Here is a 14113-nt window from a genome sequence, read left to right as displayed (position 1 = left end):
TAGAAAGGAAGTTATAACTTATGTCATCAACGGCTTTTACGTATTTTATGCCCACTCGAGTGGAATCTGGCAGCGGAATTTCGAAAAAAACAGGAGAAATGATCAAGGAACTTGGAGCTACGAGAATACTGATTGTAACGGATCAAGGGATCCGGGCTGCCCATCTTTTAGAGGGAATTGAAAAGTCCCTTTTTGATGCGAACCTAGCCTATGAAATATATGATGAGGTAGAACCGAATCCATCCGCGGAAACAATTCGTAAAGGGACCGAGTATCTGAAGCAGTACCAGAGTGATGCGGTATTGGCAGTAGGAGGCGGCAGCAGCATTGACACCGCTAAGGCCATCGCAGTAATGGCGAAAAACGCCGGGAGTATCCTGGATTACGAAGGGGTTGGAAAAATTCCGAATCCTCCTCTTCCGATCATCGCGATTCCAACGACAGCCGGGACAGGCAGTGAGGTCACCAATTCTACCGTTGTAACCAATAAAGATACCTCTTTTAAATTAGGGGTGCTGAGCACCTATGTATTTCCAAGTCTGGCGATCCTGGACCCTGATCTTACCCTGCAATTGCCTCAGGGAATCACAGCGGCAACTGGCATGGATGCCCTGACCCATGCGATTGAATCGTATACCTCAAAGGCTGCCAGTCCTGTCAGCCAGGCGTTTGCGATGCAGGCGATTAAAATGATCGGTGAAAATCTAACAAAGGCCTACTTTGTCGGAACGGACATCGAAAGCAGGGAAAACATGCTCGTTGCATCCATGATCGCAGGGGCCGCGTTTTCCCAGTCGCGTTTGGGGAATGTCCATGCCATCTCACATACGCTTGGCGGTGTCTTTAATATAGCCCACGGTATTGCAAACGCAGCCCTGTTGCCATTTGTGATGAAGTTTAATCTGCCGGCATGTCAGGAGAAGTATAAGGATATTGCGATTGCTTTAGGAAATGATGTCACAGGCTTATCAACGATGCAGGCGGCTGAAAAAGCGATCGATTCGGTAATCGAAATGAATCAAACGATGAATATTCCCCTCAACATTAAGGAGTTGGGAGTATCAATGGAACTTGTGCCGAAATTAGTCGAGGATGCGATGAGGAGCGGCAATGTCTTCATCAATCCAAGGCTTACAAAGGCGGAGGATATCCAATCTATTATCGAGAATGCCTACAATGGCCATTTAGAAGAGTCATCAAAAGCGGAAGAGATACGAGTGCTAGAGAGAGCTTGAACTAGAGTACGAGAAAGAGAGAAGAAATAAAATTGTTTCTATAGTAAAAATAGAAATTATAAAAATGAGAAGGGAAGGAAATCAAACATGCAAAAAGTGATTGAAAAAAACGTAAAAACGTATATGAATTATATAAATGGAGCATGGGTTACTTCACATACAAACGAGGTGAGCAGCAGTATCAACCCGGCAAACAAAAATGAAATCGTCGGCTATGTACAGTCTTCTTCCCGAGAGGATTTAGATGCGGCAGTTTCAGCGGCAAAACAAGCGCAAAAACTGTGGCGGAAACTTTCAGGAGCCTCGAGAGGCGACTATTTATATAAAGTCGCCAATAAGATCGAAGGCCGCCTTGATGAGATTGCGGAATCGATGACAAAAGAAATGGGAAAAACTTTTGCGGAATCAAAAGGGGAAACGGCCCGTGGAGTCGCTATTCTTCGCTATTATGCCGGCGAGGGGATGCGGAAAATCGGCGACGTGATTCCATCTACAGATAGTGACGCACTTATGTTTACAACACGCGTTCCTCTAGGTGTAGTCGGCGTTATTGCACCATGGAACTTTCCGGTCGCAATACCGATTTGGAAAATGGCTCCGGCGCTTATCTACGGAAACGCAGTTGTGCTGAAGCCTGCACAGGAAGTGGCTGTTACGGCCGCTAAGATCATCGAGTGTTTTGATGAGGCTGGCCTGCCGGCAGGAGTTGTCAATATAGTAACGGGTCCGGGAAGCGTTATTGGTCAAGGAATCATTGAACATCCGGATATTAACGGCATCACGTTCACAGGATCGAACGAGGTAGGTAAACGGGTTGGCCAGGGGGCTTTGGCCCGCGGAGCAAAATACCAACTCGAAATGGGCGGCAAGAATCCTGTCATTGTTGCAAGTGATGCAGATCTTGATCTTGCTGTTGAAGGAACGATTAGCGGCGGCTTGCGGTCGACTGGACAAAAATGCACTGCTACAAGCCGTGTTATCGTACAGGCAGATGTATACGATGAGTTCAAGGAAAAACTGTTGGCAAAGGTGAGCGAACTAAAAGTCGGATCCGGGATGCAAGGGGAAACATGGATGGGGCCATGTTCAAGCGAAAATCAATTAAATACGGTTCTCTCATACATTGAAAAAGGAAAAAAAGAAGGAGCAACCCTCTTATACGGTGGCGAAAGACCCATGGAAAATGGAACAGAAAACGGATTCTACGTACAGCCAACCGTATTTGAAAATGTGAAGAACGAAATGATCATTGCCCAGGAGGAAATTTTTGGACCTGTTCTTGCACTAATTAAAGTTGATACGCTTGAAGAAGCAGTGGAACTTGCTAATGATGTGGAGTTTGGCCTGAGCGCATCTATCTATACACAAAACATTGGCCATATGTTTTCTTTCATTAATGAAATGGAAGCAGGACTTGTAAGAGTGAATGCGGAAACAGCAGGGGTCGAACTTCAAGCTCCGTTTGGCGGTATGAAGCAATCCAGCTCACATTCACGTGAACAGGGACAGGCGGCTATCGAGTTCTTTACTTCGATCAAAACAGTATTTGTAAAAGCGTAATAATTTAATTCTATCTAAAATAGAATCCCCGTCTGTATGGCGGGGACTCTATTTCATCTATGAATCTAGAAAACAGATCATTCAGGAGAAGCGATCGATGCAAAGGATTGGCTTGCCTTCCTTCCACTCGTCTTGGTCGGTGTCATGAACAAATTTTTTACCACGTACCTTCCTCAATGGTATGAAAATGGATTTGATTTCGCCGCCATTGGTTTGAAAGATTATGGAAGCGTTAACATGGGGCAGATGCTAGCGATTTGGTCCGTAGAAATGGCCCTTCTCGTAGGTATTCTAATCGCGATTTCGCTGAACTTCCAAGCGGTAAAAACCAATTTTCAAGCGAGCATGAATGTAGGGATAAGCGGTGCCTTGCTTGCCACGATGAACACGGCAGCCGAGTATGGCTTCGGAGGAGTTATTGCCGCCCTGCCTGGCTTTACTGTCATTCAGAACTCCCTTTCAAATACCTTTTCCAACCCATTAGTCAATGGGGCGGTGATCACTAATGTTCTGTCAGGGATTACCGGTTCCGGATCTGGTGGAATGAGTATTGTGTTAGGTGTAATGGCGGAGAAATATATTGAAGCGGCCAATGCATTCGATATCCCATTGGAGGTCATGCATCGTGTCATGGCGATGGCTGCCGGCGGGATGGATACCTTGCCGCATAATGGCGCTGTCATCACTTTGCTTGCGGTAACCGGATTAACCCATCGTCAAGCCTATAAAGATATCTTTGTGATAACGATCATTAAAACAGTGGCTGCCTTCTTTATCATCGGTGTTTATATGCTGACTGGTATCGTATAAATCATTTTAGCAGAAGTAGGATCGTTTATCTAAAAGTATAGAATAGCCTTGTTTAGGCATGGAAGTTTCATGTCCATCGTTTTTGACAGTAGTCTCTGAAACAATTTTCCAGAGGAGTAAGCTTATTTGGGACCCAAAGAAACTACAATAAATCAACAAAAATAGGCTGGTGCCTTTCACACCAGCCTATTTTTATAAAGGAAAAAATTATGTTGCAAAGGGGAACTGGGTAGAGCACAGCTGAAATGACACTATCAAAAGTAAGCCGGTACCAATAAGCTATTCTCTTATGATCGTTCCCATTTGTTGACGATTGCGGCATTGGCCGTATTTCCGACCATATTCAAAGCTGTGCGGAAACCGTCCGTCAACCGATCAACCCCTGCGACAATCGCGACTCCTTCAAGGGGAAGCCCTGCTGCAGACAGGACGGTCGTCATCATGATAATACCCGCTCCTGGCACACCGGCAGTACTGAATGACACAAGCAGAGCGCTGACGAAAATTGCTATTATTAAGGATGCAGTAATCGGTACATCAAAAAGTTGGGCAATAAACAGCGCGTTGAAGCCCTGCAGAATTCCGGCGCCGTCTCTTTTCACCGCAGTGCCAAACGGCAGTGCAAAGCTAGTTATATCCCGTTTCATCCCGTAATTATTTTGAGCGTTATCCATGGCAACGGGAAGTGCCGCGTTCGAACTGGCGGTTCCGAATGCAAGTGAGAAAGCCGGTAAAAAGCTGATAAAGAAATGATTCGGCTTTGCCTTGACAACAAGCAGGAACAAGTAATAAAACACGGCCATAAGCAAAATCGCTGCTATTAAGCCAAGCACATACCACAGTAATTTAATAACCGTATCAAACCCTTGCGTTGCGATCACCGATGCAATTAAGGCAAAGACGCCGATCGGTGCAGCTTTTAAAATAATCTCGAGCACCTTTTCAATAATGGCATAAAAGCTTTCAATAAGAGCCAAAAAAGGCTTCGTTTTTTCTTTGACAAGATTCATCGCCACACCGATAATAATCGCGGAAATAATCACTTGAAGCAGGTTAGCGGTGCTTAATGCCTCAAACGGATTAGTTGGCACAATGCTGACCAACCAATCAATTAGCGATTGGTTCTTCTCCACTTTACCAGGCGTTTCTCCTGTTTCGGAAATGGACACGCCCTTACCTGGCTCCAACACCACTGCCATGAACATACCAATGGCCAGTGCCATGCAGCTCGTAGCAATATATAATGGGATTAGCTTCCCTGCGTATCGGCCAATTTTTCCAGTTCCCTGCAAACTCGTTAGACCAATAATCAGGGAGGTGAAAACCACGGGGACTACAATAAATTGAATAATTCGAATAAACGCTTCCCCAACAGGAGACAAGACGTAACGATCCATTGGGTCGACCAACTCAGGGAAAACTTTGTTAAGGAGCGCGCCAAACAGTATGCCTAACAAAAGGCCTACAAGGATCTTTGTAGACAGTTTCACTTTGCTTTCCTCCTAATTCTTAGTAAGTTTCTCGATTTACTATATAATAGCTATCTAGATGTTTCCAACAGATTGCTTGGCAGGATAAATAAAACTTATTAATAGATAGCGTTTACCAATGCGTGGAAATCATGAATGAAATAATGACAGGTGGAGATAGAGCAGGTTATTGTAAACGGATTGACGGACATTTTAATCAGCAATGCCGTACATGCAGGTTCCATTTTATGGTGAGTTCTATTAAAATGAAAAGTAGAATAAGCAAAAGGGGGTAATCTTTATCGAGAAAGGGAATGACGAATTCAACCTGGAAACGATGAAAGCGAAGGAAACAGGGAAGTATTACTCTGACTCTAAGTTTTGGGATAAGCTTAAAAAATATGCTAAAAAAGCAGGTTCCTCTGTGGTTTATGCTGTATTGCTCTTGTATTATACCCTTCAAAAGCCGGAAGTCCCTGCAAAGACCAAGGCGACAATTATTGGAGCGCTGGGGTATTTCATTCTCCCCTTGGATTTAATTCCTGATTTCGCAGTTGGAGTAGGGTATGCCGATGATTTAGGGGCATTAGGAATCGCATTATTTCAGGTTGCTATGTATATTGACGAAGAAATAAAAGAAAAAGCCAGATTGAAATTGAGTAGTTGGTTTGGAGATAACGTAGATACTTCAGATGTTGATGGAAAAATAGGTTAGGATAATTTTCACCAGGGCTTTATTTTCCTAACACCCAATCATATGTTCCGAACACAATATTACAAATTGATAACTTATGAACAAACAGGCTTATAACCGGTTTACAATCTTAACGCCGGTGCTATAATAATTAAAGTAGACTATTTATAAAATTAAATGTGGAAGTTCTCATGACTTTTGCCCAGAAGCTGTTCTCATGCATCCGGGAGTTATGTTCACACGAGACCTGCGGACCGTGCAAATTGATTTTTATCGCTGGATTCGATTAAAAATCAATTGAACGTTTACATGTTTTGGGGGAGAACCTATACCCACAAAAAAGCAAAAAAATGCTTTGAATTTTATATCCGCAAAGAAAAAAGGAAGCGCCTGGCGGGGCACTTCCCTTTTCTTTGATTATTTACCTATAAGATTTCGCTGTCCTCATATGCAAATACCCATCATCTTTTCGTTCGTTGGGTCGAAGGATTTGATTTGCGGGTTCTCCAAAACCCAAAAATCAAGCATATTCCAACAAGCTAATAGCTAATAGTTAGTAGGTTAATCAAAGACCTTTTAAAGAAACGGTGAGAATGAGCCCACCAACGTGTTGTAAAAATCTGTATCAACCTTGCCTAAACAGGCAAGTACAATAAAAACAACTGTCAAGACAATCACAAACGCAGCCTTTGCAAAGTTCAGGACACTTTGGCTAAGCATCTGCGTATTGTTCATATCTTTTTTCTTCTTTGATTCCGGCTTTCGAGGCTTAACCTTTGAATCCCTTGGCTTCTTTTTCGCGGTTTTAGCAAAGATGGACGCAGTAGACATAAAATTAAATTGTGGTCTCATCAGTTTACCCTCCGCTTGTTCATATTTTGTAAACGAAAAGACGGAGTATTTAACCCAACTACTACCATAATTTTACCATGAAATCAATAGATGTGAATAAGCCTTATTTCCCTAATAATTAGGAAAGTAGTTCCAGATGGCAACACTGATCCAATGCTCTTGTCAGATTCCATTGTGATAGCGCTCGGCAATCTGGTCCCAATCTTCCATAAAATATGAACGCAGATTGGGACGCCTCCTAACGGCCAATGGATGGTAAGCTACAGCCGTTGGAAAACCATTGACCTCATGCCACACACCACGCAATGTCTTCACCTCAGCATCGGGGTTTTGGAAAAACGATTGGACTGCGACATTCCCCAAACAAAGAATGAGAGCCGGTTTTTTGGCTTGAAGCTGTTGGTTAAGGTGCGTCATGCAGATTTCACGAACCCGGTCTTTATTATAAGCGCGCACAGGTTTCCGTTTTAAAACTATCCATCCCATCAATTTCTAACCGTCTTTAAAATGTAAAATAATCCTTTTGCTTGTCTCATATCCTAATAAAAAGATTTATTAGGAGTGAGCCAGCATGAATGCCTTTTTCAGGGGAACCACCTTACTGATTATTGCTGCATTTTTTAGTGAATGTGTAGAGTTTTTTGTCAATATGATACTTGCCAGGGAACTGGGAGAAGAAGGGATGGGACTCTACATGTCCATATTGCCCATCATTTTCTTGGTCTTCATATTTGCAAGCCTTGAGTTACCGATTTCGATTTCAAAGTTCATTGCTGAAAATAAACGAGAGCTGCACTATAGCCTGCTGCAGCACGCTTTGAAATTAGCTTCATTTGTGGTGTTGATTATTTTGATACTAACGGTTATCGTTCTAGCTTTTCCAACCGTTTTAAATGGCTTTCACCCGTATGTAAAATGGTTACTGATTGGTTTAATACCGATTACTGCATTTTCATCGATTGCTAGGGGATATTTTATGGGTGTTCAACAAATGGGGAAAATTGCTTTTTCTAATTTTCTTAGAAAAGCAGTTCAATTTGGAGTGCTTCTGCTTATTTTTGACTATTTTCATTTCGATCAGCAAGCATCATTACTTATTGCCCTAAGTGCATTAATCGGCAGTGAATTAATTGTGTTTCTTTATCTAGTCAGCTTATTTCTCATCCATATGCAAACAATGAGAAGCGCTTCGAATTCCAATATGTCAGGGAAACTTGCACGCGAAAAGCTGCTCGCGGTCTCGCTGCCAACGACAGGCTTGCGCGTATTTCATGCGATAACAAATGCGATTCAACCATTCTTAATTCAATCTGCCCTCATGGCCGCGGGGTTTGGAGCTGTCGGAGCAACTGAACATTTTGGGGTGTTGACAGGAGTTGCGATGACGATCGGTTTTTTTCCTGCCTTTATTGCTCATTCGTTGATGATCATGTTGATTCCGAATGTTTCGGATGCCTATGTGAAAAAGGATCATGAAAAACTAAGGAATCTCTTGCAGCAATCGATGTCTTTGACGATGATTTATGGAATTCCGGCGGTCTTTTTTATGTATATCTTTGCGGAACCATTAACCTCACTCTTTTTTTCATCCCCGGAAGCTGCGCTTTACTTGAAACTACTGTGTCCATATTTCTTGTTTCATTTTTTTGTGATTCCGATGCAAGCCTATTTAATCGGGGTAGGCCTAGTTAAAGACGCGTTTTATCATACGGTGTGGTCGCATATTATTTCGTTTTCAATGATGTATTTCTTGGGTTCTCAAGCTTCCTTGCATATGGTGGGCATCATTTTGGGTATGAATACGGGAGCTGTTCTACTATCATTGATGCACTATTTTACAATCTGTCGAAAAATAGGAATTACTCTATGGTTTACGAAACAAAGGCAAAGCGTATACTGATGGAAAATAATATTTCCTTAATATCAGTAAAAAATGTTTGAAAAGTCAGACAACCTTTCATATAATAGAAAAAAGGTCAGGGGAGCTGAGTTCAAATGAAAAAGTATTTGCTTAATGCACCACAACAACCTTACGTAAAAATTATCGATTCTTTATTTGCTGAAATGGTATTGGATAAAGCGATACGGGAATTCCGGATAGAGCAAATCCACAAAGAAATCGACCAGTCTTTACAAAATCGCAACAAGGATGAATTCCTGCAATTAACGGAGGAACTGAAACAACTTTCTTTAAACTGAAAAACAAACTTGATATATTGAGATTATAGGAAGCCCTGTCCCCATTTTGGGGAGGGGCTTCTTTACTTTTAAGATAAGTATGGCTTTTTCAATGGAAAAAGGGTTTTTTAAGGATCTTTTAGCAACTAATTTAATGATGCAGGCTCTTCCTTACGATTGACAATTGTGAAAAGTCTGTAATATCATAGATTTAGAATTTAAATGACAACGCTTACCGCTCTAGAAAATTGTTTTTGAAATGAAAAAAGAGATAGGATATTATTTTTTAGTATCAAACAGGAATGGTGTTCCGTATTGTGGAATATATTATCGTCTAAAAACTAAAACCAGAGGAGAGATGGGTATGTCAACTATAACGAAATTTCATGGAATTATTCCACCAGTATCGACGATTTTACATAAAGACGGATGTTTGGATGAAAAGGGTATGGAAAATCTGATCGATTTTCTAATTGATTCAAAAGTAGATGGGCTGTTCTTTCTTGGTTCTGGTGGTGAATTCAGTCAAATGTCAGTGGAATTGAGAAAAGAAGTCGCCGAATTTGCGATTCAGTATGTCAATGGGCGTTTGCCTGTTTTAATCGGCACGGGAAGTACAAGTACAAAGGAAGCCATCTTACTAAGCTTGCATGCAAAAGAGGCAGGAGCTGATGGCGTTGTTATCATTAATCCGTATTACTGGGTGTTATCAGATGAAAATCTTTTTCAGCATTATGCTGACATTGCTGAAAATGTTAAAATGCCGATTCTTTTATATAACTTCCCAGCATTAACCGGACAAGACTTGTCACCAGAATTTGTTCTTAAGTTAGCTAGAGTATATCCAAATATCGTCGGGATCAAGGAAACTGTCGAGTCAGTAGCGCATACAAGAGAAATGATTCTAACCGTAAAGTCTGAAATAAATGATTTTGCCGTGTTTTCTGGATTTGATGATCACTTATTAAATACATTATCGCTTGGGGGAGATGGTTCAATTCCTGCAACTGCCAATTTCGCACCTGAACTCTCAACAGGAATCTACCAAGCTTTTAAACAAGGTAACTATGGGCAAGCGATTGAATTGCACCGCAAATTGGCGCCGTTACCGACATTATATAAGCTTGATTCTCCTTTTGTAAGTGTTGTTAAAGAGGCGCTTTGTCAGAGGGGAATAGAAGTTTCCAAAGATGTTTTGGCACCGGCCCGCCCACTTAACGATGAAAAGAAAGCGCAAGTGAAAAAGATCATAAATCAAGTGCTCGATAAATCCGGTGTCAGCTTATAAATATTGGTTAGGGCACTAATAAATCAAAAATCGTTAATAGATCACAGCATGTATCAAAGTCTGTCAATAGACAGAAGAAATAGGGAGGAAGAGAGCCATGGGAGATGTCCTTGTAGCATATGAGAAATTAAAAAAGCTTTGCTCGATAAAATTACAGAAAGCCGGAGTTCCTTCCGAACATGCCAATATCGTAGCGGATGTCCTGGTCCATGCAGATGCCCGCGGAGTAACTTCCCATGGAGTTTTGCGAACAGAACACTATGTTAAACGTGTAATAGAAGGTGGATTAAATACCTATCCTTCCTTCTCTATTAAAGAAACCGGTCCCGTGACGGCCATTTTTGACGGAGATGATGGTTTTGGCCATGTTATTTCAAAGAATGCAATGGATCATGCGATTGAATTGGCGAAAAAAAATGGGATAGGGATGGTCAGCGTAATTAACAGCAGTCATTGTGGTGCTTTATCCTACTTCGTCAATCAAGCCGCGGAAGCAAATCTTATCGGCATGGCCATGACGCAGACAGATAAACTGGTGGTTCCTTTCGGTGGGGCTGAACCTTATTTTGGTACAAATCCGATTGCATATGGTTTTCCAGCAAAGAAGCATCAGCCAGTTATTTTGGATATGGCTACGAGTAATGCAGCCTTAGGTAAAATCCTTCATGCTCGTGAAGCCGGCAAAGAAATCCCGAATAACTGGGGGGTGGACCAAACCGGAAAACCGTCAACGGATCCTAACAAAGTGACAGCGCTTCTTCCTTTTGGAGGACCAAAAGGGTATGGCCTTGCAATGGTTGTTGATATACTATCAGGGATTATGACCGGTTCTGCTTTTGGCCCACATATTAAACCTATGTATGGAGATTACAACGAGATGCGAAAACTTGGGCATTTTTATTGCGTAATCGATCCTGCGATGTTTACCGATCCAGTCATCTTCATGGAGAACATGGACGGCATGATCGACGAAATCCATGATGTACAACCCGCAGAAGGATTTAATCGTGTTATGGTACCAGGAGAACCGGAGCAATTAAGGGAAGAAGGACATATCCAAAATGGCGTCCCCGTCACAGAGAGAGTCTATAACTATTTAGTTCAATCCTAAAGGGAAAATTTCTTGGGAAACCATTTGACGAGGCCGTATTGTACCAATTCGGAGCAGCTTTTGAACAGGAAGCATCGATCTTTTCATTAAAGTGGTAGATAAGTGTCAGGCCACTTCATTGGATAGTATAGGCCTCTCTTTTGGACCCAATTTAGCACAACTACGTTATTTTTATCAGTAGCGCGTTACACTTTTACCTTTTTTAGGTGGGAATTGATTAAATCAATATCAAATTCATCTGGGTCAAAATCCCCGTACCTCTCTTTAAAATCATCCATTTCTTCATTATTGCTGTTGCCTTCAAGCAGATTAACAATCATTGAATATCCATAAGTTCCGCCTGTATCTTCCGGAGGGCAGGTGAAAGTTTTTGCTTCTGTCTGTTTCTTTAATATCTTTTAGTAACATATGTTTGATTACATCCTCAGTATTCATAGACGGCAGCTCCTTTCCAGAAATAGTTATCTATTTTATAACCTTGAATATCTTTTTTCAATCAAAAAAGAGGACATCTTGGCGAAAAAAGTTGGAAGGAAGGGTCTTCTTAGGTGGTTTTGGAAAAAAAGACGGAGTATAATGATAACAGTCTAAGATGATTGTAGAATACTTGTTTATGATTTATATATGGAATTGAGGTTGGTGAAGTGGGATTTCTTAGTGTGCTTCTCCCTATATTCGGGATATTTGTTTTAGGCTTTATCGGCCAAAGGAAATTCCATTTTGATACGAAAGGTATTTCCACGATGGCCCTGTATTTAATGTCTCCTGTTTTAGTATTTCGGACTTTTTATACAACGGTGTTTGAAACCGAATACGTGTACATGATTGTATACACATTCGGACTCTGTATTGCACTTATCGCTGTCGTTTATCTTATATCGTTTATTAAAAAATACTCCATGTCGGAAACGTGCGGAATGATCCTTGCTTCTTCGTTTATGAATAACGGGAATTACGGAACCCCGGTTGTCTTTTTGTTGTTTGGTGCGGTGGGGCTGGATTACGCGATTATCCTGATGGTTATACAACAGCTTCTTATGTGTACAGTCGGTGTTTATTATGCAGCAAAGGGGAGCCCTGATGGAAATGGAATCAAATCGGCGCTTAATGCGGTAAAACGTATGCCGATTGTATACGGGGGAATTGCTGGGTTTATCTTTCAGCAGCTTCATATACCGTTAAATGCCTCAATCCTTTCAGCTGTTGATTTAGTCGCCAATGCGGCGATCCCGACGATCATGCTTACTCTTGGCATGCAGCTTGCTACTATTTCGATTAAACAAATTGAAAAGAGCAAAGTTTCGATATCGCTTATTCTCAAGTTGGCGATCTCTCCTATGATTGCTTACATTATTACCCTGTTTCTGCCGGTTGATGATATGGTAAAACAAATTATGATTGTGATGGCTGCGATGCCGACTGCTGCGAATACCACGATGTATGCTCTGCAATTCAATACAGAACCTGATTTTGTGTCAAGCGCCACCTTTATCAGTACAACATTAAGTTTAGCTACATTGCCGATTATCTTTTTGATTGTTCTATGATTGGTACAGTTTGAAAAGGGATTATTCATCTTTTGAATAGTCCCTTTTTCATTGCAATCAAAAATTACAAAAGTAACACCCGCTAACGGTTTCTTTTTTTGCCGCATCTGATACATTCATCTGAATAGTAGCTGTATTTGTGGTTCCGATGGAGCAGACATAAAATCGCTTTGATTTTGCTCATATATACGTTTTCACTCCTTTTTTCTACCACTATTTTACTCTCTGCTGATTTATGCTATAAGGAAGTTTTATATCCATTAACGGTTCTGGGTTACATAACTTCAAGCCTTTCCCATATAAATGATACAAACAAGGTTCGTACAATAAGGGGTGGACTGAATCGTGAAGTTCAAACGTAAACAAAAACCAATATTCGTTCTCATAATTATCGCGATCATTATCTTTTTTTCAGTGAAGATGTTTTTTCTTTTGAAAAATGAACCTGAGGATTTGGTTAAGGAGTTTTATAGCTATGAAGCTGAAGGGGATTTCGGACAGTCCTGGGAGCTCCTGCATTCAGATATGAAGGAGAAATTCCCCAATAAGAATGCTTACATTCAAAACCGATCTCATGTTTTTATGCAGCATATGGAAGTTGAAACGTTTAAATTTGAAATTGGCGATTCAAAAAAACGCAAGGAATGGAAGGCAAGAAAGGGGTCCACTTCTTTAAAAGAAGTGTATGAAATTCCAGTAACCCAAACATTTGACAGCCGTTTTGGCAAATTCACATTGCAACAAAACTGTTTTGTGACAATAGAAAAAGACGAGTGGAAGTTATTGTGGGATTACAATTATTAATTCACCTTACATGTTTACTAGTTTGTCTTTCGATAGTATATTTTACCTATTATAATATAAGTATATCGAACTATATAAATGATGTATACTTACAGGTGGATCCGTCAGAAAAGAGGTTGATCATGCGCAACTCAAAAATTACCAAAAGACAATTGGAAGTATTGGCAGCTATTAGTGACTTTATCAATGACAATGCCTTTCCACCAGCTCAGCAGGAAATAGCAGACAAACTGCATATTTCGCCTTCTACAGTTAAAAGCCATCTTGATTCATTAAAGAGAAAAGGATATATAACATGGGACGAAGGACGCCCGAGAACGATACGAATCTTGAAGGAGCCATGAATCCCTCCTTTTAATGAAAGGAATCGTTCGTATTATGAAGAAATGGGGTATCTATTTCCACTTTTAGCCTGATTCATACCCCATCTCACTAATCTATTAAAAACTCCTTCTTACTCTTGAACGGTGGCTTATTGCCTGTAAAATCAACATTTTCTCTTGGATGGTTAACATTCTCCAGTTTCCAGCTTTAATCTTCATTGTGATCTCCCCTTAAGATAATA

The 14113-nt window shown here is 41.0% G+C and carries 14 protein-coding genes and 1 pseudogene; 11 read left to right on the top strand and 4 right to left on the bottom strand.

All coding sequences use genetic code 11. The features are described 5' to 3' along the window. Positions 1 to 20 precede the first annotated feature (20 nt). From ELQ35_RS00890 to ELQ35_RS00880, 3 genes and pseudogenes are all read left to right on the top strand, one after another. Positions 21 to 1235 carry an iron-containing alcohol dehydrogenase gene (locus tag ELQ35_RS00890; RefSeq protein ID WP_126862970.1) on the top strand — a complete coding sequence of 405 codons (1215 nt, stop codon included), beginning with the start codon at positions 21 to 23 and terminating at the stop codon, positions 1233 to 1235. 87 nt (positions 1236 to 1322) lie between these two features. Then, on the top strand, positions 1323 to 2795 hold the full coding sequence (gene gucD / locus ELQ35_RS00885; RefSeq protein ID WP_126862969.1) for an alpha-ketoglutaric semialdehyde dehydrogenase GucD: 1473 nt from the start codon (positions 1323 to 1325) through the stop codon (positions 2793 to 2795). Positions 2796 to 2903: 108 nt separating this feature from the next. Next, positions 2904 to 3605 (top strand): annotated as a pseudogene (locus tag ELQ35_RS00880) (GntP family permease); the annotation flags it as partial. Positions 3606 to 3892: 287 nt separating this feature from the next. Here the strand turns inward: ELQ35_RS00880 and ELQ35_RS00875 are convergent. Further along, a complete protein-coding gene (locus tag ELQ35_RS00875) occupies positions 3893 to 5095 on the bottom strand; it encodes a dicarboxylate/amino acid:cation symporter (RefSeq protein ID WP_126862968.1) in 1203 nt (400 codons plus the stop codon). A 316-nt stretch (positions 5096 to 5411) separates the two neighbouring features. Here ELQ35_RS00875 and ELQ35_RS00870 point away from each other — a divergent pair, with 316 nt between their 5' ends. Continuing rightward, on the top strand, positions 5412 to 5789 hold the full coding sequence (locus ELQ35_RS00870; protein WP_126862967.1) for a YkvA family protein: 378 nt from the start codon (positions 5412 to 5414) through the stop codon (positions 5787 to 5789). A 555-nt stretch (positions 5790 to 6344) separates the two neighbouring features. Here ELQ35_RS00870 and ELQ35_RS00865 read toward each other — a convergent pair. Further along, complete coding sequence (locus ELQ35_RS00865; protein ID WP_126862966.1) at positions 6345 to 6620, bottom strand: hypothetical protein; 276 nt, start codon at positions 6618 to 6620, stop codon at positions 6345 to 6347. A 162-nt stretch (positions 6621 to 6782) separates the two neighbouring features. Beyond that, the gene (locus tag ELQ35_RS00860; protein WP_126863155.1) at positions 6783 to 7106 is read right to left on the bottom strand and encodes a uracil-DNA glycosylase family protein; all 324 of its coding nucleotides are present in this window, start codon (positions 7104 to 7106) and stop codon (positions 6783 to 6785) included. An 85-nt stretch (positions 7107 to 7191) separates the two neighbouring features. On the opposite strand from ELQ35_RS00860, the gene ELQ35_RS00855 reads away from it, so the two are divergent. The 4 genes from ELQ35_RS00855 to allD all read left to right on the top strand — a co-directional run bounded on the left by ELQ35_RS00855 (position 7192) and on the right by allD (position 11197). Next, positions 7192 to 8520 (top strand): polysaccharide biosynthesis protein, encoded by a 1329-nt coding sequence (locus ELQ35_RS00855; protein ID WP_126862965.1) that lies wholly within the window; start codon positions 7192 to 7194, stop codon positions 8518 to 8520. Between the two features lie 95 nt (positions 8521 to 8615). Next, positions 8616 to 8819 carry an IDEAL domain-containing protein gene (locus tag ELQ35_RS00850; RefSeq protein ID WP_126862964.1) on the top strand — a complete coding sequence of 68 codons (204 nt, stop codon included), beginning with the start codon at positions 8616 to 8618 and terminating at the stop codon, positions 8817 to 8819. Positions 8820 to 9162: 343 nt separating this feature from the next. Continuing rightward, positions 9163 to 10086, top strand: a complete 924-nt coding sequence (locus ELQ35_RS00845; RefSeq protein ID WP_126862963.1) for a dihydrodipicolinate synthase family protein — start codon at positions 9163 to 9165, stop codon at positions 10084 to 10086. Between the two features lie 97 nt (positions 10087 to 10183). After that, entirely contained in the window at positions 10184 to 11197 is a 1014-nt protein-coding gene (gene allD, locus ELQ35_RS00840; protein WP_126862962.1) for an ureidoglycolate dehydrogenase, read from the top strand. Between the two features lie 185 nt (positions 11198 to 11382). Here allD and ELQ35_RS23350 read toward each other — a convergent pair whose 3' ends face one another. Continuing rightward, positions 11383 to 11592, bottom strand: coding sequence for an IS1096 element passenger TnpR family protein (locus ELQ35_RS23350; RefSeq protein WP_281278086.1), 210 nt, complete (start codon positions 11590 to 11592; stop codon positions 11383 to 11385). Between the two features lie 249 nt (positions 11593 to 11841). On the opposite strand from ELQ35_RS23350, the gene ELQ35_RS00830 reads away from it, so the two are divergent. The 3 genes from ELQ35_RS00830 to ELQ35_RS00820 all read left to right on the top strand — a co-directional run bounded on the left by ELQ35_RS00830 (position 11842) and on the right by ELQ35_RS00820 (position 13892). Continuing rightward, on the top strand, positions 11842 to 12744 hold the full coding sequence (locus tag ELQ35_RS00830) for an AEC family transporter (protein ID WP_126862960.1): 903 nt from the start codon (positions 11842 to 11844) through the stop codon (positions 12742 to 12744). 345 nt (positions 12745 to 13089) lie between these two features. Next, on the top strand, positions 13090 to 13548 hold the full coding sequence (locus tag ELQ35_RS00825; RefSeq protein ID WP_246025917.1) for a hypothetical protein: 459 nt from the start codon (positions 13090 to 13092) through the stop codon (positions 13546 to 13548). A gap of 122 nt (positions 13549 to 13670) precedes the next feature. Then, the gene (locus ELQ35_RS00820; protein ID WP_126862959.1) at positions 13671 to 13892 is read left to right on the top strand and encodes a LexA family protein; all 222 of its coding nucleotides are present in this window, start codon (positions 13671 to 13673) and stop codon (positions 13890 to 13892) included. The last annotated feature ends 221 nt before the right edge of the window (positions 13893 to 14113 follow it).

The sequence above is a fragment of the Peribacillus cavernae genome (assembly GCF_003989135.1).
GTDB classification, from domain to species: Bacteria; Bacillota; Bacilli; order Bacillales; family DSM-1321; genus Peribacillus; species Peribacillus cavernae.
The sequence above is the reverse complement of the archived record's forward strand: the minus strand, read 5'-3'. Positions and strand labels throughout refer to the sequence as shown.